Raw genomic sequence first — 24,447 nt, 5'->3', positions numbered from 1 at the left:
GTTGGCCGCATCACCCTCGAACAGGGTGGTGGTGCCGCGAAGATTGCGGATCTGCTTGTTGGTCCGCTTGATCATCCCGTGACGCTTGCCGGCCTGGGCGTAGAGCACCTTGCCGGTACCGGTGATCTTGAACCGCTTTTTGGCGGCCGATTTGGTCTTCATCTTGGGCATTTCAGCTCCTATCGGTCATAGGCCAGCGCGCCTTGCGGCGGCTTTCGGCCAGTTCTTGCTTTCAGGAAGCAAAGATCGACCGCCACGGCAGCCCTTATCAGCCGGGCGATCGAAGGCCGCGCGTATCGCAGAAAAGCCGGCTGATGGCAAGAGGCGGAACGGCCGGGCGCGCGGCTCCGGGCCGGGCGCGGGTCATTCGGCGGCCTGGAGCAGGCGCGCCTCGCTCTCCAGCCGCACGCCGAGCCGGCCGGCATCGAGCAGCAGCAGCATGCCGCGCTCGGCGCCGGCCACCGTGTCGGAGGCGACGATGCCGCGCGCCGGCACTTCGATGCGGCTGCCCATCTCGCGCAAAGGCTGCACGTCGCTCTCGGCAATCGCCGGAATCGGACCCAGCGAATCGACCATGAGGCCGAAGATGCGCCCCTCCACCCTGACGATGACGATCTGGCTGCCATCCCCGCCTTGTGCGTCGAGGCGCAGCATGCGGTCGAGCCGCAGAACCGGGACCGGTTCGCCCTGATGGAGCTTGTAGCCCGCCAGCAGGCCGTCACGGGCCTGCCGGGCCGAAGGCTTCAGCCCGGTGACATCGACCGCCTCCACCACCTGCGCGGCATCGAGGCCGAGCCAGTGCCGGCCGATATGGAAGGTCGCCACCTCGAAGCTGGCGCCCTGCAGCCGGCGCGGGGAAAGCTGGGCATTGCTGGAGACCTGGCGCTCGCGCGGCCTGGCGGCGGCGCCCGCCTCGCCCAGCGGCACGGCGCAGATCGCCATGACATCAGGCTCATGGCCGTCGCTGCGCTTGTATTCGCGATAGCCTTTGGAGAAGGCGGCGCCGATCCCGAGATTGCGCCCGCCGATGTTGCTGATCGCGGCAGCGTCGCCATGGCGGAGCACATTCGCCATTTCGGCCGCGAGCGCGCTGGGCTGCCCGACTGCGAAGGCGTCGTCGGTGGAGGAGATCACCCGTCCGTCGCGCCCCAACAGCAGAGCGAAGGCGCCCGGCAAGGGCTGGCCCAGATCGTCGCAGGGAAGGCAGTCCTTCAGGATCGCCGAGAATTGCGGGGTCGCATCGAAGACGATGGCGATGCCGCCGACGGCGCGGGCGGATTTGTCGTGGACGGCGGCGCTGTAGATCAGCGTCTCGGCCTCGCCGTAGAGCGGCGACGCCTCGAAGGCGGAGACGACATAGTTCTGGTCCGAGCGCAGTTGCAGCGTGCGGCCGACCCATTCCTGCGTCAGCGTCTTGCCGACCCAATGCGCCTGGTCCGGCTGGGAGACAGCGACCACCCTGCCCTTGGCATCGAACAGGAGCAGGTTTGTGTAGACGGTGTACAGCGCGTTGATCTGCGCCAGCGTCTGCGAACAGAGCCGCGCCAACTCCGGCGACGGGCTCGTCAGCGCACGTGCGAAGGTGGCGTTGAGCGCCCACCAGCGGCAGTCATTCGCGCGCTCGTAGAGATTGCGATCCATGACGTCGATCGCCAGCGCGGCGCGGGAGCGGCACTTGTCGAGCATCGCCGCGACCACGGTGCGGTGCAGTTCGCGCACCGAGGCGTCGCAGGCGGCCTGGGTCTTGCGACCGGTGTCGGAAATTTCCCAGAGCAGGATCTTGGAGAACTCGGCATTCGCCTGATCGGAGCCGACCTGACGGATCGAGCCGTTCCAGACCGCACGATTGAGATTGCTCTGGATCGCGGCCGCCTGACGCGACATGGCCTGCAGTGCAGGAGGAAACAGCGCCGAACAGCTCGTCACCGTCGCCAGCAGCTCCTCGTCGATGGCCGAGCCGCTCTCGCCGTCCTCCCAGTCGAAGGCCGCTTCCAGCGGCACGAGGCCGATGCCGAGCCAGCCGGGGCCGCCATAGCCCTGATAGGGCGAGGCCTGGCAGGCCACGGCCAGATAGCGCCGGCCGCCGAGGCGCAGCACCGGCGCCTTGCCTTCGAGCCCGGCCAGCGCGACCTGCAGCCCGCTCGGCAATTGCAGGGGGCAGGAGCCGGCCACGATCTTGCCGGCGGAGGTCACGCAGCCGAGCACCGTCCAGTCGGTGTCCGGCAGCAATTTCCGGAAGATCCCGGCCATCTCGTCGTCGAGCCGGAAGACGAGCACGAGGACGCCCAGACGGCGCCCGCCGGTGCCTTCGACGCGCCAGGCATAGAGCAGTTCGTCCCCGTCGGAGACGAAACCGGCCGGCCCGTAATACTCGACATAGGCTCCGCCGGAGCCCAGCGCCTCGGAGACGATCGGGTGCGAGATCTCGCCCGCCGGATGGTCGCCCAGCCGTGCCTGCACGACACCGGCGCCATCGACGAGCACGATGTCGGAATAGACGGAGTATTTCGCAACATAATCGCGGAAGCGCCGCTCGATCCGGCTGCGCTCCTCGGCCGGACGCTCGCGCGCCTCCAGGAATTCGCGGATGTCGGTGTCGGCGGCGAGGAAGCCGATATCGGCCGTGCGCTCGAAAAGATTGCGCACCAACACGTCGATGGCGTTCTGCGCCTTGGTGCGCAGGTCACTGACCACCTTGTCGCGGGTGGCAATGGCAAGATGCCCCAAGAGATCGCTGGTCAGGTCGGCGAAGGCGCTGCGCGTACCGGCCATCTCGGTCGCGCCGCCCGATAGCTGGCCGAGCAAAGTGAGGGTGTCCCAGGAGGCCTGAAGCCGGTCGAAGCTCTGGCGGTAATCGTCGATCGCCCGCATATGACGAACGAGCCGCGCGAGCTCCCGATCGCCGAAATCGTCACGTTTATCCACGCCAGCCTCGACCTTTGAACGGAGGGCCACGCCGTCCGGCGCCTCCTGTCCCAGCGTCATCTAACCCCGGCCCCGTGCGATTCGCACCTTGCTTGAGATCAAAGGCCGCCCAAATTTGCGGCACAGACCGCAGCGCTCGCAGGCACATGGCGAGGACCGAGCCTTCACGGTCTGTCACGGCGACCGATGTTCCGAAAACCGGAACAAGTCGCTGTCGTCGGGACCCTGACCGGGGTGGAACCCAGGCCTTACGGGCAAAAACAAAAGCCCCGGAGGTGATCCGGGGCTTTTGGATTGCTGCTGACTGCGGCACCGATTCGGGGCGTCGGCCGAGCCGGCGCTCACCGCGGGGCGAGCACCATCACCATCTGACGGCCTTCGAGCTGCCAGTCGCTCTCGACCTTCGCCACTTCGGCCGTATCGACCTTGACGCGCTCGAGCACCTTCACACCGAGATCCTGGTGGGCCATTTCGCGGCCGCGGAAGCGCAGGGTGACCTTCACCTTGTCGCCTTCCTCGAAGAAGCCGTGCATCGCCTTCATCTTCACCTCGTAGTCATGGGTGTCGATGCCGGGACGGAGCTTGATTTCCTTGATCTCGATGGTGCGCTGCTTCTTGCGCGCTTCGGCAGCCTTCTTCTGCTCCAGAAAGCGGAAGCGGCCGTAATCGAGGATCTTGCAGACGGGCGGCACGGAGTTCGGGGCGATCTCGACGAGGTCGAGACCGGCATCCTCGGCGATCTTCAGCGCATCGAAGAACGAGACCACGCCACGGTTGGCGCCGGTGTCGTCGATGAGCTGAACTTCGCGAACGCCGCGAATGTCGCGGTTCGAGCGGGGACCTTCCTTAACCGGGGTCGGGGCTGCGCGGTACGGACGACGAATGGGGACTTCTCCTGAATTTGGCGCCTCCGGCGCCGATGGATGAGACACATTGCACAAAGATGCGCGTTGTCAATGCACGACTCCGCTGGTCCGACCTCCGCCGCCGGGCGAAGGGCCGCGGCGTCAGCCTCCCAGCAGCGCGCTGTAGACGTCGAGGGTTTCGGAGACCATCGCCTCCAGCGAGAACTCGCGCTCGACATGGGCCCGCGCCCGGCGCGCCAGCGCGTCGCGCGCGGAGGGCCGTAGGGCAAGGGCCTCGCGCAGGCCCTCGGCCAGCGCCTGCGCATCGCCGGGCGGCACCCGCCAGCCCGTGCGTTCGCCGGGCGGCACCTGTGGGGGCGCCAGCACCGTCTCGGGAACCGCGCCGAGATCGGACACCACGACGGGCACGCCCATCGCCTGCGCTTCCACCGCGACGCGGCCGAACGCCTCCGGATCGGTCGACGGCACGGTGACGACGGCCGCCGAGAGCATGGCCGCGGGCATGTCGGCGCAGTGGCCGACGCGGCGGACCCGCCCTTCCAGCCCCGCCTTGGCGATCAGCCCGTCGAGCTCCTTCACATAACCGTCCCGCCCCTGCGCGTCTCCTGCGAGGATGAAGGCGGTCTCGTCGTCGCCGCCCTCCCGCATCAGTCGCGCCGCCTCGATCAGCACACGCTGCCCCTTCCAGCTCGTGAGCCGGCCGGGCAGCAACACGATGCGCTGGTGCGCCTCCACGCCCCAGGCCTTGCGAAGGGCCTGCACCCGGTCCGCCGTCACCGCCGCCGGGGCGAAGGCGGAGAAATTGGTGCCGCGATTGACGACCCGCACCCGATCGCGCGCCACCGGATACTTGGCGAGGATGAGCCCGGCCGTATAGGCGGAATTGGCGATGACGACGTCGCCGCGCGCCATCACCGAATTATACAGCGTCTTCACGGCCGAGCGGCTGTTGTAGGACCCGTGATAGGTCGTGACGAAAGGCAGTTTCAACAGGCGCGCGGCGGCCAGCGCCACCCAGGCGGGCGCGCGCGAGCGGGCATGGACGAGTTCGACCTCCTCCTCGCGGCAGAGCGCCACCAGCCGGCGGATGTTGAGCGCCATGGCGAGCGGGTTCTTGGAGGCGGCCGGGAACGGCAACCAGACGCCTCCCTTGGCCTGCAACTCCGCGACCAGGCGCCCGCCCTCGGTCGCTACCAACGCGCGCGCGCCGATATCGGTCAGCCCCTTGGCGATATCCACCGCCGTGCGCTCGGCTCCGCCGGCTTCCAGCTCGGGAATGATCTGCAGGATCGTGCGCCCGGCCAGCGCATGCGTCTCGGTCGACGGCAGGGAAAGATGGGCACCGGGCTTGAAGGACATGCTCTCGACGATCTGGACTTCCATTCCTCCGGGCGACTATGCCCGTCCGGGACAACGCCCGCAGCCTCAATGTGTCGCGGCGACCCGATTCGCCACAGGAGATTTGCCTTGGAGCGACAGCCCCCGCAATGGTTCGTCACCGGCGAAGGCCCGGCGCAGCGGCGCCTGGCCTTTCTCGAGCAGGCCGGCGACGGCGCCCCCGTGGTCTGGCTCGGCGGCTTTCGTTCCGACATGCGCGCGACCAAGGCCGAGGCTCTGGCCGGCTGGGCCGCCGAACGGGGCCGGGCCTTCCTGCGCTTCGACTATTCCGGTCATGGCGAGAGCGAAGGCGATTTTGCCGCCTTCACTTTGTCGGACTGGCTGGCCGATGCGCTGGCGGTGATCGAAAACCGCTGCAAGCGGGCCCCCGTGCTCGTCGGCTCGTCGATGGGCGGCTGGCTCGCACTGCTCGCCGCCCGGCAGCTCGCGGGTACCGCCCTGAGCCCGGCCGGGCTGGTGCTGATCGCCCCGGCCGTCGATTTCACCGAAGAGCTGATGTGGGCGCAGATGCCGGATGCGATCCGCAGGACGATCCTGGACAAGGGCGTGTGGCAACGCGAGTCGGACTACTCGCCCGAACCGACGCCGATCACCCGCGCCCTGATCGAGGACGGACGACGCCACATCCTGTTCGGCGGCGAGATCCGGACGGGTTGCCCCGTCCATATCCTGCAAGGCATGGCCGATCCGGACGTGCCATGGCGGCAAGCCGTCAAGCTGGTCGAGCATCTCTCCGGCGATCCGGTGGTGCTCACGCTGGTCAAGGGCGGCGATCACCGCCTTTCGACACCCGCCGATCTCGGCAGGCTCACGGACGCAGTCGCGGGACTGACGACCGCGGGGTGAGCTTTCCCGTCAGTGGACGCTGACCATCGTCAGGTCGTGCTCCCAAGCATTGGCGGTGGCCGCCTCGGGCGTATCGGTCACCAGGATCGGGGCGCCATCGGCCGAGAGCAGCGTATAGAGATGCAGGCCGGACTCGATCTTGGGCGCATGCGGGAAAAGCCGCATCAGCTCGTCCGAGGTCATCGGCTTGAGATAGGCGACTTCGCCGGTGCCGAGCGCCGCGAATTCGGCGGGGGTCAGCGGGTTCGCCTGGGTGTGGATCCTATCCTGTTTCATCGCGCCCTCCTTTGAGCAGTGCGAATGCGGTTCGAAGACTGCGCCTTCAATGATGAACAGATGCGTAAACCGCTTCCGCACCTTCCAAGATCGGGCCGTTGAAGCGCTTTCTAATCGCGGCTCACGATATCGATACGCCGGATGAAGCGTTCCGGTTCCGGCCGGACCAGATCGATCGCCAGCAGACCATTCGACAGGTCCGCCCCCATGACCTGCATGCCCTCCGCCAGAAGGAAACTGCGCTGGAACTGCCGAGCGGCAATGCCGCGATGCAGGAACTGGCGGTTCTTGTCATCGCTCTGGCGCCCGCGGATGGTCAGCTGGTTCTCTTCCCGCGTGATCTCCCGCTGATCGCGGGAGAAGCCCGCGACGGCGAGGGTGATCCGCAATCTGTCTGGTTCCCGCTCGGTGCGGGCCAGACGCTCGATGTTGTAGGGCGGGTAACCTTCGCTGGCGCCCTTCACCACCCGGTCCAGAGCCCGCTCGATGTCGTCGAAGCCGAGCAGGAAGGGGTGGGACAGACTGGGAGTGCGCGTCATTCCTCAAGCCTTTGCGCGAAGCCCTCGAGAGGCGCTCCATCGACCATCGGAGCCCGCTTTCGGCAGCACTCCGCAGGCAGGAGGCACACCCTCCCGCTTGGATCGAATATGGCGAGGGCCATGCCGGCGTTCAAGCCCGGCGCGCAAGGCGGTGCCGACGAGACGGTAGCACGAATGATGACGGGAGAATGGTACAGCCACCCCGGCTTGAACGGGGGACCTCTAGATCCACAATCTAGCGCTCTAACCAACTGAGCTATGGCTGCCCATCAGGCGCTCGGAGCCCTGCCGCGGCGGGCGGTCTCCAGCGGCGCGGAACCTAGAGCCGGCGACGGGCTTTTGCAACCGCGGAATCACTCTTTTTTCGCGGTGGCCTGCGGCCCCCCGGTCGCCCTGGCCTCAATCCTTCTTGAGACCGGCATTGGCGATGCGGGCCAGCTCGCGCAGATGATCCGCATAGGATTCGTAGGTCCGGCGGATCGCCTGGGCCTGGAGGGTCACCGCCTGCGACGGCGTGTCGACCCGTGCCAGCTTCTCCGCGTCGTCGACGCTCGCCTTGAATTCCTCGCAGGCGTGCTGAAGCATTCTGGCCTGCATCGCGCCCCAGGTCTTGGCGACGGCGAGGGTCTGGCTCAGCACCGCCTCCCCCGCCAGAGTCGCGGCCTGCGGCAGGCGCGGCGGCGGCAATTGTCCCAGCGAGACAGGTTGGGGCGCTGCGTCCTTGGCCTTCGCGACCGAGGCGGCCACGGCGTCATGCGCGACCTTGGCGACGGTCTCGCCGACAGCCTCGACGGTGGCGGCAGCAGATTCGGTGGCGGTTTGGGCTGCGGCGGCGGCCGCGACCATCGGCGCGGCGCCGCCCGTGGCCCGGATGGCAGGCTTCGCGGCGGCCGCCGGCCTCGATGTCGCGACAGGCTTGGCGGCCGGAGCCTCGCTCACGGCGGCTTTCGCAGCGGCTGGCTTGGAGGGAGCAGGCTTGGCCGGAGCCGGCTTTAACGCAGCAGGCTTGGCCGCGTTGGTCATCGCCGAAACGGACTTGTCGGCCGTGGGCTTGGTGGCGGCAGGCGCGCTGCTGGCAGACGACTCGGCCGGAGCCGCTTTCGCGACGGCGGCGGGAGCGTCTGCGGCCTTGGCGGAGGCGCGTCTGGGAGCCGCTTTCGCGGCTGCGGCGGCAGGCGCGCCGGCCGGCCCGGAGCGGGTGGAGGCGTCGGCGGACTGACGCTCCGGGGGTTTGCTAAGAGCCTTCACGGGCGAAAGACTGACCGGCGCCTTGGAGCGGGTCCGGGTCGGGGGCGGTTTCGCCATGGCTCTCTCCTCCATCATGACGGGCATGGCGGCCGGTCAAGCCCGGCCGCGATCCCGATGGCAAGCAAACGCCGCCCGGAGGCGGCGTCGTCTGGATCAGCGCGGCTTGGTGGCCGATTTGGTGACCGTCTCGGCGGTCTGCGTCACCTTCTCGGCGGCGTCGCTGGCGGTGCGGCTCATCGTCTCGGCGGCCTCGCTCGCTGCCTGCTGGGCGGCGCTGCCCATCTGCTTCAGCTGGTCTTGAAGCGCGGCCATCTGGGCCTTCAGGAACTCCGACTGGTGCTGCATGACCTCGGTCAGGTCCTTCGAAGCGACCATCTTGCGGGCGAGATCGAAAGCGGCGGCGACGTTGTTCTCGGCATAGGCAATGGCCTTGCGGGTCGCGTCATGGGTGTTCGCGCGGGCCGTTTCGGCGGAGCCGTGGGCGCTGTCCACAGCCTTCTGCGCGGCGCTCATGAAGCCGTCGAAGGCCTTGCGGGCCTGCTCGACGCTGCGCTCCGCGAAATCGCGCATCTCGGTGGGCACTTCGTAGGGAAGCTTGCCGTTCATGGAAATGCTCCTTTAAAGAGACGGATCGACATATTGTGCAGTGCAATAACACTGCGACACGGCGGTGACAATCTTCCAGCGGGCGGTGCCCGCCGGGCATATTAACGCTATTGCGAGGGGAAGCGGGAGAGCTGTCTTTGGTTCCATGGATTCTCGCGCGTTTGCCGGTTATTAAGGCTCTGTTATCCATAACGATGCGGATCGAACGAGCGCACGGGCATGAACGAAGCCGGACAGGACTGGGCGCGACGGGGCGCGGCGGCGGATGAAGATCCGGCGCTGAGAGCGTTTGCGGCCGGCGGCGCGCTCTTGCTCTGGGACACCGAGCACAGCCGCTTCGGCCATGCCAACCCCGCCGGCACCGCCCTGCTGGGCGGCGAGCTGCAGGCTTCGCCGCTGCCAACTGCGCGGCGGCTGGATCTGCTGGCGCGCGGGCTCGCCTCCACCGATGGGCTGCGTCTGGAGCGGCTGCGGCTGAAGGCGAGTTTTTCCGCCGTTCCGCTGGTCTGCGGCTGCAAGCTCGTCGCGATTCCCGGCGCGAGCCCGGTGCTGGGCGTGGCGATTCCCGCCTCCGAACTGCGCCGCCTCGGCGTCCAGGCGCCTGCAAAGGCGGCTTCGGACCTCGCCGCCAGCGCTGCGGAGCCACGTGCTGCCCAGCTCGTTGCCCACCCCCCCGCCTCCACCCAGCAGGAACCGCGCCCCGCGACGATCCGCTTCGTCTGGCAGAGCGACGCCGAGGGCCGGCTCACGCGCATGGCCGATACGGTCGAGATGCTCGGCGGGCCCGGCGCCGCGGCCGCGCTGATCGGCCGAAGCTGGACCGATCTGATCGGCACCACGCTGATCGACCGCGATGGCGGGCTGGCGGAGCGATTCGCGACTGCGGCCACCTGGAGCGGCCATGTGGTGCTGTGGCGCCTGCACGGCACCGACAGCGCCGCCCCGGTGGAACTCTCCGCCGTGCCCATCTTCGGTGCCGAGCGGCAACCGGCGGGCTTCCGTGGATTCGGCCTGGCCCGCCTCAGCGACAGCATGCCCTTGCCGCAGCCGGACGCAGCCGAACTCCCGCAGGAGGTCGTGGTCGCGGCACCGCCCCTGCCGGACGCCGACCCCAGTCAGCAAGCCGCCGCCGGTGATGTCGCCGCGGCACCGCTCGAACAGGCCTCGGACGAGGTGTCGTCGCCTGCCCTTCCGGAGGCCGAGCCCGCCCCTGTCGTGGACGGCACGCCCGACATCCTGCCGCAGCCGGCCGATGACGCCGAGCCTGACGCTGCGGCGACCGCCGAGGCGGCCGAGCCGGCCGGCGAAGACGATGCGACCGAGATGGCCGGCGCCGAGGACGAAGCCACCGGCGACGAGGACGGGCCCGAGTCGGCGCCGGAACCGCCGGCTGCCGCGACCGAGCCGGCGCCCGGGAACATTTTTCCGCTGCGCCAGGGGTCCCTCGCGATCCGCCCGGTGCTGGAGCCGTCCAAGACCAATCTCAGCTCGGCCGAGCGCAACGCCTTCCGTGAGATCGCCAAGGCGCTCGGCGCCCGCCTCGCCGACGATGGCGCGACAACCGAACCGCGCCTGCCGCCGGTCGCGCCCCTGCGGGTGAAGGAGCGCGAGGGCATCGACGAGCCTGCCGCCAAAGCGGAAACGGTCGCGATGGCCGCGCCGCCCGTGCGGCAGCGCAACGCCCATGCCGATCTGCTCGACCGGCTGCCGGTCGCGGTTCTCGTCAACCGCGGCGAGGACGCGCTCTATGCCAACCGCACCCTGCTCGATCTGCTGGATTATGCCGATCTCGACGATCTGAAGGCGGGCGGGGGTGTCAGCCGCCTGATCAAGGATGCCGAGCGCAGCGGCGGCGGAGCGATGACGCTGATCGACCGAGGCCAGCATCTGGTGCGGGTCGAGGCGGTGATCTCAAGCGTGGACTGGCTCGACGAGCCGGCGACGCTGATGGCTTTCCGCCACCCCGATGGCGGCGGTGAAGTGCCTGTTCTCACTCCCGAAGAGGCCGAGGAAGCCGAGCTGGCGGCCGAGTTCGAGGCCGAGCAGGCGGAATCGGCGGCCCGCGTCGAAGCGCTGCGGCTCGATGCCGAGGTTCGCGACGAGCGCATCGCGGAGCTGACCGCCATGCTCGACACAGCGACGGACGGCGTGGTGACGGTGGACGATCGCGGGCGCATTCTCTCTCTCAACAAGGCGGCCGAGGCCCTGTTCGGCTACGACCAGCGCGAGGTCACGGGCGAATTGCTGACGCTGCTCTTCGCCAATGAGAGCCACGCCCCCGCGCTCGACTACCTCGAAGGGCTGAAGGGCGGCGGTGTCGCCTCCCTGCTGAACGATGGGCGGGAGGTTGCCGGCCGGGTGCGGCAGGGCGGGAAGATTCCGCTGTTCATGACCATGGGCCAGATCGCCCATGGCGAGGAGCCGCGCTTCTGCGCCGTGCTGCGCGACATCACCGCCTGGAAGAAGACGGAAGGCGAACTGGTCGATGCCCGCAAGGCGGCGGAACTCGCCAGCGCGCAGAAATCCGATGTGCTCGCCAAGATCAGCCACGAGATCCGCACCCCGCTCAACGCCATCATCGGCTTCGCGGAGGTGATGGCCGAGGAGCGGTTCGGCCCGATCGGCAACGAGCGCTACAAGGAGTATCTGCGCGACATCCACCAGTCGGGCGGCTACGTCATCAGCCTCGTCAACGACCTTCTGGACCTCGCCAAGATCGAGGCCGGCAAGCTCGACCTCGATTTCGTCAGCGTGAACCTCAACGACATCGCGCTTTCGACCGTCGCGCTGCTCCAGCCGGAGGCGCAGCGGGCCAAGGTGGTGCTGCGCTCCGGCCTTTCGCCGAAATTGCCGCCGGTGGTGGCCGATGAGCGCTCGATCCGGCAGATCGCGATCAACCTGCTTTCCAACGCGGTGAAGTTTACCGATGCCGGTGGACAGGTGATCATCTCGACGGCGCTGGGCGACCAGGGCGAGGCGATCCTGCGCGTGCGCGACACCGGCATCGGCATGGATGACGACGAGCTGAAGCTGGCGCTCGAACCCTTCAGGCAGGTTCCAACGACCCGCCGCTCCGGCGGCACCGGCCTCGGCCTGCCGCTCACGAAGGCGCTGGTCGAGGCCAACCGGGCCGCCATGGCGATCACCAGCGTCAAGAAGGAAGGCACCCTGGTGGAGGTTACCTTCCCGCCGCAGCGGGTTCTGGCGAGCTGAGCCACGTGCGAGGCTGAGTGGCGGGACAGCGCGGGCGCCACAGTTTCGCCGTGTTTGACCATCTCCTAGGCTGAAGCTCGCCCGAGGGGCGGAGGACCCCGCCCGCATGCGTCAGCGAGCCCTGCCCTGATGGTTACCTCCGGTTCACGCAGCCCCGGTCTCCACCACTGGTTCCAGGCGGCGATCGTGCTGATTCTGATGTGCTCGGCGGTGCTGGGCGCCAATGCCCTGGCCGGCTTCTGGTCCGGTTACCAGAAATCGCGCGAGGGGCTGGCGAGCCTGCTCTCGTTCAGCGCGGTCCTCGCCATCGCCAGCGAGGTCGCAGCCGAACGCGGCCCGGCCAATATCGCGATGGGCCGGGCGACAACCGGCGAGGCGGCGCGGGCCGGCCGGCTCGACGAGATCCGCAGGCGGATCGATGCGGATCTTGCCACTCTGCCCGCCTCGGCGGCACGCACCGCGCTGGAGGAGACGCTGGCCCGCTCGCGCCTCGCGGTTGACGCGGTGCTCGACCTGCCGCGCGCGGAGCGCGATCCCGCGGCGATCCAGCGGGCGATCGAGACGATGTTCGCAGCGGCGGATCTGACGGGGCCGTTGATCGATTCGGCCATGGGCCGGACGATCGTCCCGGGCTCCAATCTGATGGGCAGGGCCATCACCGCTCGGATGCTCGCCCAGTTGCGTGATCAGGCCGGCCGGATCGGTTCGCATGTCGTCATCGCCGTTTCGCAGAGCCGGCCGCTCGATGCCGCGCAGAGCGTGGCGTTCGGGGAGGCGCGCGGCCGCGTGGTCCAGCTCTGGCAGCTGCTCCAGCTGCAATTGGCCGCCAGCGAAACGCCCGCTCTCATGGAGGCCCGCCGTGCCGTCGAGGCGGAATTTTTCGGCTATGGCCTGCAGCTGATCGACGATGCGCGCGCGCGCCTCCGGGAAGGCGACCCGACGCTCTCGGCGGCGAGCTTCACCCGCGCGATCGTGCCGAGCTTCAGGCCTATCGAGACGTTGCGCGACACCTATCTTTCCCAGATCATCCGGCAGCTCAAAACCGAGAGGGACACGGCGCGGCAGGCGTTCCTGCTCGCCTGTCTAGCCATCCTCCTCACCCTCGGCGCCGAGCTGCTGCTGCTGGTTTGCGCCCAGCGGCTGCTGTTCGCGCCGCTTCTGGCGGCGCGCGACGAGGTGATGCGGCTGGCCGATGGCCATCTAGCGCCCGGCGTGCCGCAGCCGTCCGTTCGCGGAGAGATGCGTGCGCTGTTCGATGCGCTGGGCCGGCTGCGTGACAGGCTCCTGGAGCGCGACAGGCTCGATCTCGAGCGCACGCGCCTTGAAAACAAGCTGCGTGTCCAGGCTGAGACCGACGGGCTGACCGGCGTCCTCAACCGGGGAGCGCTGGAACGTGCAGCCGCCGAACTCTCGCGCAGCTCGGTCCGGGTCGGGCTCATCCTGCTCGACCTCGACTACTTCAAGAGCGTCAACGACCGCTTCGGCCATGCGGCGGGCGATGCGGTCCTGCGGGCGACAGCGCAGAGGCTCGCCGCCGTGCTCGCCGAGGAGGATCTCGTGGCGCGGTTCGGCGGAGAGGAATTCGCCGTGCTGCTTACGGGTGCCCGCGCGGAGGCGCTGGCCGCAATCGCGCTGCAGCTGCGCCAGATGATCGAACAGGAGCCTTTCATGCTGCCCGATCACCGCCTCGTCGCGGTCACCGCAAGCTTCGGCACGGCGGTCACGACCGCACGGCCTGGCATGTGGCAGGACCTGCTGGAAGCAGCAGACGCGGCGCTCTATCAGGCCAAGACCGGCGGCCGCAACCTCGTCGTCGCCTCCGGCTGAGACGCCTGGCTCGCCGGCGAAAGGCCGCATGACGGCGGCTCCGTCCCAGCCCCTCCAGCGCGCCGCCGAAGCCGCGTGCTCGAGGCACGGTCGCTAGAGCACGCGACCGCGTCCGTTCGGACAGGCGATGGTCTGGAGCATGCTGGTGTCTCGTGGAACGACGGCGTCATCCCGGGCAAGCTGCGAAGCAGCGCCGCTCCGGGATCTATCGTAGCGTTCCTGAGCCCTTCGATGGATCCCGGGGCAAGCCCGGGATGACGGTGTGGTTCCGAGCAAACTCAGCATTCTCTACAGCAGCGTGCCCGTCAGGATCGCCGCGGCGACGCCGAAATAGATGACCAGGCCGGTGACATCGACCATCGTCGCCACCAGCGGGGCCGAGGCGCTCGCCGGATCGAAGCCGAAACGCTTCAACAGGAAGGGAAGCATCGAGCCCATCAGGGAGCCGAAGGTCACGATGCCGATCAGCGCGCAGCCGACCGTGGCGGCGACGAGCACCCAATGCGGGCCGTAATCATAGAAGCCCAGCCATTGCCAGACGGCGATGCGGGTCACCCCGATGGTGCCGAGGATGGTGCCGAGCACGATGCCGGAGGGCAGTTCGCGCAGAACCACCCGCCACCAATCCTTCAGCGTGATCTCGCGCAGAGCGAGCGCCCGGATGATCAGCGAGGTCGCCTGCGAACCGGAATTGCCGCCCGAGCTCATGATCAGCGGAATGAACATCGACAGCACGATCGCCTTTTCCAGCTGGCCCTCGAAATGCTGCATGGCCGAGGCCGTCAGCATCTCGCCCATCAGCAGGATGGAGAGCCAGCCGGCCCGCTTGCGGATCATCCGGCCGAAGCCGATCTCGTTGTAGGGCTCGTCGAGCGCCTCCATGCCGCCCAGCTTCTGCACATCCTCGGTGGTTTCGTCGATCATCGCGTCGATGACGTCGTCGACCGTGACGATCCCGATCACATGGTCGGACTCGTCCACCACCGGCACCGCGAGCAGGTTGTATTTCGAGATCAGCCGCGCCACGTCCTCGCGATCGGTCTCCGCGGCGACGGTGATCGGCTTGTGCTCGAAGCCGGCCGAGGCGACCGGCGCGGCGGGATCGGCACTGATGAGCCGGCGCAGCGACGCCGAGCGCACGAGCTTGTGCGTCAGCGGATCGAGCACATAGATCGCATAGACGGTTTCGCGCGAGCGCTCGACATGGCGGATGTGGTCGAGTGTCTGCTGCACCGTCCAGGTCGAGGGCACGCTGACGAACTCCGTCGTCATGATCGAGCCGGCACTGTGCTCCGGATAGGCCGAGAGCCGTTCCAGCTCGGAATGGGTCTTGCGGTCGATCAGGGCGCCGATATTGGCGCGGAACGGCTCTTCGAGATCTTCGAAGACGTCGGCGGCACGGTCGGCCGACATCGCCTGAAGCAGGGCGGCGGCGCGCTCCTGCGGCAGCAGGGCGACAATGTCGGAGGCTTCGGCGAGTTCGGGCTGGTCGAGCACCTCGACGGCCCGCTCGAAGGGCAGTTCCAGCAGGATGCGGGCGACGCTCGCATTGTCCTGCTCGTTCAGCGTCTCGACGATGTCGGCGACGTGTTCCTGCGTCAGCGTCCGGGCAAGCGTGAGCGCTAGGAGGTCGGGGGCGAGAGTGGTGGCATTCATGGGCTCTGTCCTTGCGATCGGCCGTCGGCGGCCGGTCGCTCGGGCTGAGCCGGATCCCCGGATCAGCCGCGCGAGGCGGCAGCAGACGGCTTCGACTGTCGACTGGGACTGTCGGTTGGCATCGGGGTGGGTTGTCCTGTGAAGGTCGGCAGCGGGCGCCGACAGGGGTGCCAATGCACCCGCTGTTGCGCTGCGTCAAACGGTTTTTTCCGCCCGGCGCAGCGCGCGAGCGGGCTTGGTCGCGACAGCCCGGATCCGCTATCGTCCGGCCCGTCCGACTCGGCCGCGCCGAGGCCGCCCTCCACCGCTCGAACAGCCGGAAAACCACGATGACACTCACGATCTATGGCTGCTCCCGCTCGCGCGCCACGCGCGTGATCTGGCTCGCCAACGAGCTCGGCCTGCCCTTCGAGCAGGTGCCGGTGATCCAGGCCTATCGCCTCGCCGATCCGCAGGCGGCGGACGCCCCCTTGCACACGCGCCATCCCGATTTTCTGGCGATCAATCCGAACGGGCATATTCCCAGCATCGACGATGACGGCTTCAGGCTGCACGAATCGCTGGCGATCAACCTCTACCTCGCCCGCAAGCATGGCGGCCCGCTGGCGCCGGCGAGCGTGCAGGAGGACGGGCTCGCCGCGATGTGGGCGCTGTGGGGCGCGATCGAATGCGAGACCCACACGCTGAACCTGCAGCAGCACATGGCCGCCTTCTCGCCCGAGAAGCGCAAGCCGGAACTGGTCGAAGCAGCGCTCGCCGCACTTGCCGCTCCCTTCGCCGTTCTCGACCGGACGCTCGCCGAGGGCGGCGGCTTCGTGATGGGCGGGCGCTTCACCGTCGCCGACATCAACCTCGCCGAGATCATCCGCTACGCCAAGCCGGCGACGCAGCTCTTCGACGCCGCCCCGCATGTGAAGGCCTGGCTGGCCGCCTGCCAGTCCCGCCCCGCCTTCCAGGCGATGTGGGCCGCGCGCGAGGCGGAGCCGGCCTGAGCGCAGGAAACGGGTGGGACGGGGCCGGCGTCGGCTGCATCGTCCCCTTGCTCCGGCCTGCTGCCACAGCGCGTCACGGCGCGGCGCCAGACGGACACTCCGGGGCCTGCCCCCTGTCCCCTGTCGCCAAGTCGAAGAGCCGCCCGATGACTGACCGCAGCGCCCGCCCACCCGCTATGGACGCCAGCGACTGGCTGCTGCTGGTTCTGCTGTCCCTGCTCTGGGGCGCCTCCTTCTTCTTCGGAAAGATCGCGGTGGAGCAATGGCCGCCGCTCGCCGTGGTGCTGGCTCGGGTCGCGCTCGCCGCGGCGGCACTGCTGATCGTGGTGAGGGCATCCGGCCTGTCGATGCGGCTCGGCCGACAGGTCTGGCTGGCATTCTTCGGCATGGGCCTGCTCAACAATCTCATTCCCTTCGGCCTGATCTTCTGGGGACAGACTCAGATCGCCAGCGGGCTGGCCTCCATCCTGAACGCCACGACGCCGCTTTTCGGCGTCGTGGTCGCGCATCTGTTCGGCGGCGAAAAGGCGAGCGGGTCCAAGCTCGCCGGGGTGGCGGCGGGCCTCGTCGGAGTAGCGGTGCTGATGGGGCCGGACGCGGTGAACGGGATCGGCGGCGCGCTGTTGCCGCAGCTCGCCTGTCTGGGCGCCGCGCTCTCCTATGGCTTCGCCGCTCTCTATGGCCGGCGCTTTCGGGGGCTGCCGCCATTGGTCACCGCCACCGGCCAGGTCACTGCCACGACGGTGATGTCGATTCCGCTCGTACTGGTCTTCACCCCGCCCTGGACGCTGCCGGTGCCGAGCCTGCAGACGGCCGCCGCGCTGATCGCGCTGGCGTTGCTGTCCACCGCCCTCGCCTATGCGATCTTCTTTCGCATCATGAGCCGGGCCGGCGGCACCAATGTCATGCTGGTGACCTTTCTCATTCCAGTCAGCGCGATCCTGCTGGGCTGGCTGTTTCTCGGCGAGGCGCTGCTGCCGCGCCATTTCGCCGGCATGGCCGGCATCGCGCTGGGCTTGGCCCTGATCGACGGGCGCCTGCTCGCGCGCCGGCGCCCCGCCCCGCACGACTGAAGCCGCCTCGCTCTTCTCTCTGCATTGCGTCCATTCAACCGATTAAACGCAATGGATTTCGGGCGCTGAACGCTGGGCCGAGCAGGAGCAATTCCGCATCAAAGAGCCCGAACCGAGTGTCCCGGCGCAATGCTGCGGCGCGGTAGACGGCATTTGGCGCCACATCCTTGCGAAGCACGGCACGAGGCTCGGGGCCACCGCAGACAATCCGCGCCCGGCGGCATTGTTGCCCCTTGTGGATTATTGTCGTTTTATTATGAATTTTCATCGGGTCGACTAAAATGCCGGAGTCGTTCAGGGGATTTTGGCCGATGAGATGCCGCGACCAAGCGGCGCCAAGGGGAAACAGGGGACGCCGATGGATGTGCGGCAGCTGCGATGCTTCATCGCGGTCGCGGAGGAGCTGCATTTCGGCCGCGCCGCGGAACGGCTGAGCATTGCGCCGCCGGCTCTCTCCCGCCAGATCAGCTCGCTCGAAGACGAACTCGGGGTCAATCTGCTGACGCGAACCACGCGGCAGGTCTCCCTCACCCGCGCCGGGCTGATCATGCTCGAGGAGGCGAAGGGAATTCTCGTGAAGATGGAGCATGCCTCGCGCAATGTCCGCGAAGCGTCCCTTTCAGCCGGCAAAATATTGCGCGTGGGGGCGATCGACGCCGCCTCGTCTAGCTTCGCGCCCGAAGCGTTGATGACCTTCCGCGCTCGCTTCCCGGGCACCGAGATCAAATTCGTCGAGGCGATGACGACCTCGCTGGTGCAGATGCTGGAAGCCGGCAAGCTCGATCTGGCGTTGATGCGCCCGCCGCGCAAGCCGACCGATTGCGCGTTCGAGATCCTGCGAGTCGAACGGCCGCTGGTGGTGCTCAACGAGAGCCATCCGCTGGCCGCGCGCGACCACCTCACGATGCATGATCTCGTCGGCGAGCCCTTCGTCGTCCCGTCCAAGCGGGCGCGGCCCTATGCCTATGATCTGGTGATGTCCTATTTCGAAAGCGTCGGCGCGGTGCCGAACGTCACGATCGAAGCGACCGAGAAACCGGCCGTGATGTCCGCCGTCGCCGCCGGGCTCGGCATGGCGCTGGCGCCGGACTGGGTCTCGCGGCTGAGCTTTCCCGGCGTGACCCTGCGGCGCCTGCGCGGGGCGCTGCTCGATCCGCCGCCGCCCGGCGCGCTCATCGGCGTCGCCTGGCGCCCGCAGCAAAAGCTGCCGCCGCGCGACGACTTCCTCGCGATCCTGCGCGAGAGCGTCACCCTGATCGAGGAGCGGCACGTGCTGCCCTACGCCACATCCGCACAACCGTCGAAACAGGCGGAGCGGCTGGAAGCCCTAGCTGGAGGAGCCCAATGAGTCTGAACCAGATCGAACGCGCGCAAGGCTTGCGCGTCCGCTCGACACAGGACCTAGCCGGAGGCCTGTTCATGATGTTCCTGGCGCTCGTCGCCCTACTCTATTCGTGGGACCTGTCCTCCGGCACGCTGCGCCAGCTCGGCCCCGGCATGCTGCCCAAGGCTTTCGCGGTGATCTGCGGCGTGCTCGGCGTGATGCTGGCGCTCGGCTCTCTGCGCTATCAGGGCGAGGCGCTGTCGGGCTGGTCGTGGAAGGGCATCATCTTCGTGCTCGGCGGCGCCTGCCTGTTTGCGCTGACGATCCGCGGTTTCTCGATCGGGCCGATCGAGGTTCCGGCTCTGGGCCTGCTCGTCTCCGGCCCGCTGCTGATCCTGTATTCCGGGCTCGCAGCCGATGATCTGAACAAGAAGCAGCTGGTGATCTTCGCCATCGCTATGTCGGCCGCCTGCATCGCGCTGTTCAAATATGCGCTGAGCCTGCCGATCCCGCTGGCGCCCTGGCTGCTGGGAATCTGAGCGACATGGATATCTTTTCCAATCTCTCGCTGGGCTTCAGCGTCGCGCTGAGCCTGCAGAACATCGCACTGTGCTTCCTGGGCTGCCTTGTCGGCACGCTCATCGGCGTGCTGCCGGGCGTGGGGCCGATCGCGACGATCTCGATCCTGCTGCCGATCACCTTCGGGCTCGACCCCACCGGCGCGTTGATCATGCTCGCCGGCATCTATTACGGCGCGCAATATGGCGGCTCGACCACCGCGATCCTGGTCAACATCCCGGGCGAGGCCACCGCCGTCGTCACCGCCCTGGACGGCCACCAGATGGCCAAGCAGGGCCGGGCCGGCGTCGCGCTCGGAACCGCCGCGATCGGCTCCTTCGTCGCAGGCTGCGTCGCCACGCTGATCATCGCCGCGCTGGGCGCGCCATTGACCAAAATGGCGCTGCTTTTCGGCCCTGCGGAGTATTTCTCGCTGATGGTGATGGGGCTGTGTTTCGCGGTCGTGCTGGCACGCGGCTCGATCCTGAAGGCCTTCTGCATGATCATGCTGGGGCTGCTGCTCTCCACGGTCGGCACCGATCTGGAAACCGGCCAGGAGCGGCTGACCTTCGGCATCCCAGCCCTGTCGGACGGCATCGACTTCTCCGTGCTGGCGATGGGCGTGTTCGGCTTCGCCGAAGTGCTGCGCAACCTGGAAAGCCCCGAGGCGCGCGACGTGGTGCGGGCCAAGATCGGCCGGCTTCTGCCGGGCTGGGACGACATCAAGCAGGCGGCGGCGCCGGTCCTGCGCGGCACCTTCGTCGGCGGCATTCTCGGCATCCTGCCGGGCAATGGCGCGGTTCTCGGGCCCTTCGCCAGCTATACGATGGAGAAGAAGCTCGCCAAGGATCCGTCCCGCTTCGGCAAAGGCGCGATCGAGGGCGTGGCCGGGCCTGAATCGGCGAACAATGCCGGCGCGCAGACCGCCTTCATCCCGCTGCTGACGCTCGGCATTCCGCCGAATGCGGTGATGGCGCTGATGGTCGGCGCGATGACGATCCACGGCATCATTCCCGGCCCGCAGGTGATGACCCGCAATCCGGAGCTGTTCTGGGGCATGATCGCCTCGATGTGGCTCGGCAACCTGATGCTGCTGGTCATCAACCTGCCGCTGGTCGGCCTGTGGGTGAAGCTGCTGCAGGTGCCCTATCGCCTGATGTTCCCGGCGATCCTGATCTTCTGCTGCATCGGCATCTACTCGGTGAACAACCAGCCGCTGGACGTCGCCTTCACGGCCCTGTTCGGCCTGTTCGGCTATCTGCTGATCAAGTTCGGCTTCGAGCCCGCGCCGATGCTGCTCGGCTTCGTGCTCGGCAAGCTGATGGAAGAAAAGCTGCGCCAGGCGCTGATCATCTCGCGCGGCTCGTTCATGACCTTCCTCGAGCGGCCGATCTCGGCCGGGCTGCTGGCCGTCGCGGTGATCGTGCTGGTCATCGCGCTGCTGCCGTCCATGTCCAAGAAGCGCGAGGAAGCCTTCGCCGAATGACGGGGTTGCGGCCGCTCGAGGCCGCGCCCCACCTTTCACCGCACAACGATAAAAGGGAGAGAGATCGATGAAGAAACTGGTTCTCGGAATTGCTGCCGCCGCCACGCTCGCCTTCGCCGGCGGCGCTCAGGCGCAGGCCTACCCCACCAAGCCGATCACCATGATCGTGCCCTTCGCGGCCGGCGGGCCGACCGACATCATCGCCCGCATCGTCGCCGACCACATGTCCAAGACGCTCGGCCAGCAGTTGGTGATCGAGAATGTCGCGGGCGCCGGCGGCACCACCGGCATCGCCCGCGCCGTGAGCGCGGCGCCGGACGGCTACACCATCGCGATGGGGCATCTCGGCACCTTCTCGGCGGCGCCGGCCACCTATCCGGGGCTGAAATACGATCCCATCAACGGCATGCAGACCATCGGCCTGGCCGGCGGCACGCCGATCCTGATCGTCGCCAGCAAGACCTTTGCGCCCCAGGACCTGAAGAGCTTCGTCACCTATGTGAAGGAGAACAAGGACAAGGTGAACGAGGCCCACGCCGGCGTCGGCTCGGTGTCCTGGACGACCTGCACCCTGCTGAAGGGCGTGCTCGGTACGCCGAAGATCAACTCCGTCGCGTATCGCGGCACCGGCCCGGCGCTGAACGACCTCGTCTCCGGCCAGGTCGATTTCATGTGCGACCAGATCGTCTCGGTCGCCGAGCAGGTGCGTGCTGGATCGATCAAGGCCTATGCGGTGGCCTCGGCCGAGCGTTCTCCCGCTCTGCCGAACGTGCCGACGACCAAGGAAGCGGGCTTGCCCGAGTTCCAGATCGAGGCTTGGAACGGCATCGCCGGCCCCAAGGGCATGCCAAAGGAGGCCGTCGACAAGCTGGTCGACGCGCTGAACAAGGCGCTGAACGACGAGGCCACCAAGAAGCGCCTGCTCGATCTGGGCACGGTGCTGCCGACTGCCGAAGACCGCACGCCCGCCGGCTTCGCCGCCATCATCAAGCGCGACGCCGACAAGCTGACCCCTGCCCTCAGCGCCGCGTCGAAGCAGTAACGCCGGCGCATTTCGCAAGGACGATCAGGGGCGGGCCGCGGGCCCGCCCCTTTTGCGTTCCAGGCGAACGCTCACTCGCTGGCGCGCGAGCCCGCTGACAAGCACGGCCGTTTCTCGCGGCTGTTAAGCCTCGTTAACAACTCGTGAGCGAGCCCAACCGGAACCGTATCGCCATACCGTGGTTGTCCCTGCCGAGGTTCACACCCGAGAGGAGAACGACCATGATCAAGACCATCGCGATCGTCGCCACGCTGGCGCTGGCTCCGGCTGCCGCCTTCGCCCAGACCCAGCAGCCCTCCGGCGGCGCCGTTGGCGGGGCGACCAGCGGCGCGGCGACCGGGGCCATCGGCGGCGCCGTCGTCGGCGGGCCGGTCGGTGCGGCTGTCGGCGGCATCGGCGGGGCCGTTGTCGGCGCCATCATCGGCGATGCCGCCGAGCCGAAGCTGAAGACCTATGTCGTCGAACAGCGCGTGCCGTCCTACACCTATGCCGAGCCGGTCGCCGTCGGCACCGTGCTGCCGGCACAGGGCGTCGTGTATCACCGCCTCCCGGCCGATTACGGCCCGCGCGCCTCGGACTACAGCTACACCGTGGTCAATGACCGCACCGTGATCGTCGAGCCGCAGAGCCGCCGGATCGTCCAGATCATCGAGTGATCGCCGGGAAGCGTCGCGGAAGCGGGGCCTCGCTCCGCTCCCGCCTCTCTTTTTCCTTCGATCCAAAGAGAAAGGCCGCGGCAGTGCCGCGGCCTTTCCGGCTTCCTGGGGGCGCTGCGCCGCGGCGCGGCCTCAGTACTTGCGGACCACCGGCTGCACCGGCACCGTCTGGGCCGGATCGTCCCAGCGATAGGTCAGGCCGGCGGAGACGACGTTGATGTAGGGCTTGGCCTCGCCGGCGAAGAGTACGGCGCTCTGCTGCGGGTGGAAGCCGGTGTAGTTCACCTTGGCCTTCTTCACGTCGATGAAGGTGTAGCCGACATCGAGCTTGAGCTTGCTGGTGAGCTGGTAGCTCAGGCCGGCCGAGAGCCAGAGGCGGTCATTGTCGGCGATGAAGATCGTGCGGTTGCGATCGTTGACGGCCGAAAGCTCGTAGCCGACGCCGGCGCGCAGGGTCAGATCCTTGTTGTACCTGTACTCGGCGCCCAGCGAGAAGAACCAGGCATCGTCATACTGGAAGTTCAGGCTGGTGACCGGAACGCCGGCGAGCTTGGCGACGATCGGGATGTTGCGGAAACGGCTCCAGTTCGTCCACTCGACGCCGGCATGCACCTGCCACTGCTCGTTGATCACCTGCGACACGCCGAAAACGACCGAGTCGGGCAGGTTCAGATTGGCCTTGACCGGAATATAGGCGACCGGCGTGCGGAACGAACCGTCGAGGCTCTGGCGGATGGAGGAGCGATAGGCCAGGCCGATCGAGGTGCCCTGCATCGGCGTGAGGGTGAAGCCGAAGCGGTAACCGAAATCGATCGTGTCGCCTTCCAGAATCACCGGCGGCGCAGCCGGGCCGATGCCCGACGCCTGCTTGAGCGAGGCCTTCAGATACTGCACCTGCAGCGCGGCACCGATCGAAAGCCAGTCATTGACCTGATAGCCGACCGTCGGCGAGACGTTAATGGTCCCCAGACGGGCAGAGCGGCCATAGATCTGCGCGGCGTTGACCTGGTTCTCGGCCTTCGAGCGCAGGCCGTAGGGCGCGCCGGTCGTCATGCCGACCCAGAGCCTGTCGGTAAGCTGCCAGGCCGAATAGGAGGCCGGGATGAAGGCGCCGTCGCCGCCGAGATTGCCAGTGCCGTTCTGGATGGGGTTCAGCGGACCGCCGGGCAACGCCAGCCGAGTCGGCTGCGTCGGGTCATAGGCTGCATTGGCATTCAGATAGGTGAAGTTCCACTGGCTGTTGCGGCCGGGGAACATGGTGATCGTCGCCGGGTTCCAGGCCATGGCGCCCATGCCGATGCCGCCGGAAGCAGCGCCGGCATAGGCCATGCCGAGGCCTTCGGCGCTCTGGCCGCTGCGGATCGCAAAGGAGCTCGCCGAGGTGGCGCCGGCAGCCACGAGGGCAGCGAGGGAAACCGAGGCGGCGGCTACAGTGCGGACGAGGCCCTTCATCGAATCCATCCCAATATTTGTTTCATGCGGAGGCTGGTCGCCTCGCTCGATTCGAACCATGGCCCGAGCCGAATTTCGCCGCAATCCCGCCCATGACGCCACTCTTCGGCCCGGCGAGAGCCTTTTTTCGCGCTGCAGCATCGCGAAAGTCCGCAAAACCTCTCGAAAATGGCGACCGGCACGGGGCAATGGTTCCGAAACAAACTGTTTATATGTGAACTTTCGGCGGTTTTTCGGGCCTTTGCTTCTAGGCATCTCCCGGCCGGGAATCGCGATGCTGCGACGCTTTGCCGGCAGGCGTGTCATTCCCGCAACAAGTCTGCCGCCCATATCGCGCGGGCGCGTCATGCAGCGACGCTCTTGCCTTCCGGCACCGGCTGCGGGCAGGATCGTGCATCAATTAGATCGTTTGAATCTGGGGGAAACACCTTGAAACTGCTTCGTTACGGCGCGCCCGGCCAGGA

At 67.8% G+C, this 24,447-nt stretch carries 21 protein-coding genes and 1 tRNA gene; 11 read left to right on the top strand and 11 right to left on the bottom strand.

All coding sequences use genetic code 11. The features are described 5' to 3' along the window. The 4 genes from rpmI to ACOJTB_RS03600 form a co-directional block, all read right to left on the bottom strand. On the bottom strand, positions 1–171 hold a 171-nt coding region (gene rpmI / locus ACOJTB_RS03615; RefSeq protein WP_420101154.1), incomplete at its 3' end, for a 50S ribosomal protein L35. Positions 172–363: 192 nt separating this feature from the next. Continuing rightward, complete coding sequence (locus ACOJTB_RS03610) at positions 364–2,925, bottom strand: chemotaxis protein CheW (protein WP_420101153.1); 2,562 nt, start codon at positions 2,923–2,925, stop codon at positions 364–366. Positions 2,926–3,266: 341 nt separating this feature from the next. Continuing rightward, complete coding sequence (infC, locus tag ACOJTB_RS03605; protein ID WP_076436814.1) at positions 3,267–3,809, bottom strand: translation initiation factor IF-3; 543 nt, start codon at positions 3,807–3,809, stop codon at positions 3,267–3,269. A gap of 123 nt (positions 3,810–3,932) precedes the next feature. Then, entirely contained in the window at positions 3,933–5,150 is a 1,218-nt protein-coding gene (locus ACOJTB_RS03600; RefSeq protein WP_420101152.1) for a glycosyltransferase family 4 protein, read from the bottom strand. Between the two features lie 108 nt (positions 5,151–5,258). On the opposite strand from ACOJTB_RS03600, the gene ACOJTB_RS03595 reads away from it, so the two are divergent. Then, positions 5,259–6,035, top strand: a complete 777-nt coding sequence (locus ACOJTB_RS03595) for an alpha/beta hydrolase (RefSeq protein ID WP_420101151.1) — start codon at positions 5,259–5,261, stop codon at positions 6,033–6,035. A 9-nt stretch (positions 6,036–6,044) separates the two neighbouring features. Here the strand turns inward: ACOJTB_RS03595 and ACOJTB_RS03590 are convergent, their stop codons facing one another. The 5 genes from ACOJTB_RS03590 to ACOJTB_RS03570 form a co-directional block, all read right to left on the bottom strand. After that, positions 6,045–6,311, bottom strand: a complete 267-nt coding sequence (locus tag ACOJTB_RS03590) for a BQ00720 family protein (protein WP_420101150.1) — start codon at positions 6,309–6,311, stop codon at positions 6,045–6,047. A gap of 110 nt (positions 6,312–6,421) precedes the next feature. Beyond that, positions 6,422–6,850, bottom strand: coding sequence for an Hsp20 family protein (locus tag ACOJTB_RS03585; protein ID WP_420101149.1), 429 nt, complete (start codon positions 6,848–6,850; stop codon positions 6,422–6,424). A 189-nt stretch (positions 6,851–7,039) separates the two neighbouring features. Next, positions 7,040–7,116: transfer RNA gene (locus ACOJTB_RS03580), tRNA-His, on the bottom strand. A gap of 133 nt (positions 7,117–7,249) precedes the next feature. Further along, positions 7,250–7,789, bottom strand: coding sequence for a phasin family protein (locus ACOJTB_RS03575; RefSeq protein ID WP_420101148.1), 540 nt, complete (start codon positions 7,787–7,789; stop codon positions 7,250–7,252). A 462-nt stretch (positions 7,790–8,251) separates the two neighbouring features. Further along, on the bottom strand, positions 8,252–8,704 hold the full coding sequence (locus tag ACOJTB_RS03570) for a phasin (protein WP_420101147.1): 453 nt from the start codon (positions 8,702–8,704) through the stop codon (positions 8,252–8,254). A 219-nt stretch (positions 8,705–8,923) separates the two neighbouring features. Between ACOJTB_RS03570 and ACOJTB_RS03565 the strand changes: the two genes are divergently transcribed. Together ACOJTB_RS03565 and ACOJTB_RS03560 are read left to right on the top strand one after the other, a co-directional pair. Beyond that, entirely contained in the window at positions 8,924–11,917 is a 2,994-nt protein-coding gene (locus tag ACOJTB_RS03565; RefSeq protein ID WP_420101146.1) for a sensor histidine kinase, read from the top strand. A 129-nt stretch (positions 11,918–12,046) separates the two neighbouring features. Further along, the gene (locus ACOJTB_RS03560; RefSeq protein WP_420101145.1) at positions 12,047–13,744 is read left to right on the top strand and encodes a GGDEF domain-containing protein; all 1,698 of its coding nucleotides are present in this window, start codon (positions 12,047–12,049) and stop codon (positions 13,742–13,744) included. A 288-nt stretch (positions 13,745–14,032) separates the two neighbouring features. Here the strand turns inward: ACOJTB_RS03560 and mgtE are convergent, their stop codons facing one another. Beyond that, positions 14,033–15,400, bottom strand: coding sequence for a magnesium transporter (gene mgtE / locus ACOJTB_RS03555; protein ID WP_420101144.1), 1,368 nt, complete (start codon positions 15,398–15,400; stop codon positions 14,033–14,035). Between the two features lie 329 nt (positions 15,401–15,729). Between mgtE and ACOJTB_RS03550 the strand changes: the two genes are divergently transcribed. From ACOJTB_RS03550 to ACOJTB_RS03520, 7 genes are all read left to right on the top strand, one after another. Continuing rightward, positions 15,730–16,392, top strand: a complete 663-nt coding sequence (locus ACOJTB_RS03550) for a glutathione S-transferase family protein (RefSeq protein ID WP_420101143.1) — start codon at positions 15,730–15,732, stop codon at positions 16,390–16,392. A gap of 146 nt (positions 16,393–16,538) precedes the next feature. Beyond that, on the top strand, positions 16,539–17,465 hold the full coding sequence (locus tag ACOJTB_RS03545; RefSeq protein WP_420101142.1) for a DMT family transporter: 927 nt from the start codon (positions 16,539–16,541) through the stop codon (positions 17,463–17,465). 358 nt (positions 17,466–17,823) lie between these two features. After that, positions 17,824–18,813 (top strand): LysR family transcriptional regulator, encoded by a 990-nt coding sequence (locus ACOJTB_RS03540; RefSeq protein WP_420101141.1) that lies wholly within the window; start codon positions 17,824–17,826, stop codon positions 18,811–18,813. Continuing rightward, positions 18,810–19,328 carry a tripartite tricarboxylate transporter TctB family protein gene (locus tag ACOJTB_RS03535; RefSeq protein ID WP_420101140.1) on the top strand — a complete coding sequence of 173 codons (519 nt, stop codon included), beginning with the start codon at positions 18,810–18,812 and terminating at the stop codon, positions 19,326–19,328. The genes ACOJTB_RS03540 and ACOJTB_RS03535 overlap by 4 nt, the downstream gene beginning before the upstream one ends. A 5-nt stretch (positions 19,329–19,333) precedes the next feature. Further along, positions 19,334–20,833 (top strand): tripartite tricarboxylate transporter permease, encoded by a 1,500-nt coding sequence (locus tag ACOJTB_RS03530; protein WP_420101139.1) that lies wholly within the window; start codon positions 19,334–19,336, stop codon positions 20,831–20,833. 67 nt (positions 20,834–20,900) lie between these two features. Next, entirely contained in the window at positions 20,901–21,875 is a 975-nt protein-coding gene (locus ACOJTB_RS03525) for a tripartite tricarboxylate transporter substrate-binding protein (protein ID WP_420101138.1), read from the top strand. Between the two features lie 221 nt (positions 21,876–22,096). Beyond that, a complete protein-coding gene (locus ACOJTB_RS03520) occupies positions 22,097–22,531 on the top strand; it encodes a DUF1236 domain-containing protein (RefSeq protein WP_420101137.1) in 435 nt (144 codons plus the stop codon). Between the two features lie 132 nt (positions 22,532–22,663). Here ACOJTB_RS03520 and ACOJTB_RS03515 read toward each other — a convergent pair whose 3' ends face one another. Further along, positions 22,664–23,983 carry an OmpP1/FadL family transporter gene (locus ACOJTB_RS03515; RefSeq protein WP_420101136.1) on the bottom strand — a complete coding sequence of 440 codons (1,320 nt, stop codon included), beginning with the start codon at positions 23,981–23,983 and terminating at the stop codon, positions 22,664–22,666. Positions 23,984–24,151: 168 nt separating this feature from the next. Here ACOJTB_RS03515 and ACOJTB_RS03510 point away from each other — a divergent pair. Beyond that, the coding region (locus ACOJTB_RS03510) for a hypothetical protein (RefSeq protein WP_420101135.1) at positions 24,152–24,447 on the top strand (296 nt) is incomplete at its 3' end.

The sequence above is a fragment of the Allobosea sp. genome (genome assembly GCF_048595345.1).
Classification (GTDB): domain Bacteria; phylum Pseudomonadota; class Alphaproteobacteria; order Rhizobiales; family Beijerinckiaceae; genus Allobosea.
The sequence above is the reverse complement of the archived record's forward strand: the minus strand, read 5'-3'. Positions and strand labels throughout refer to the sequence as shown.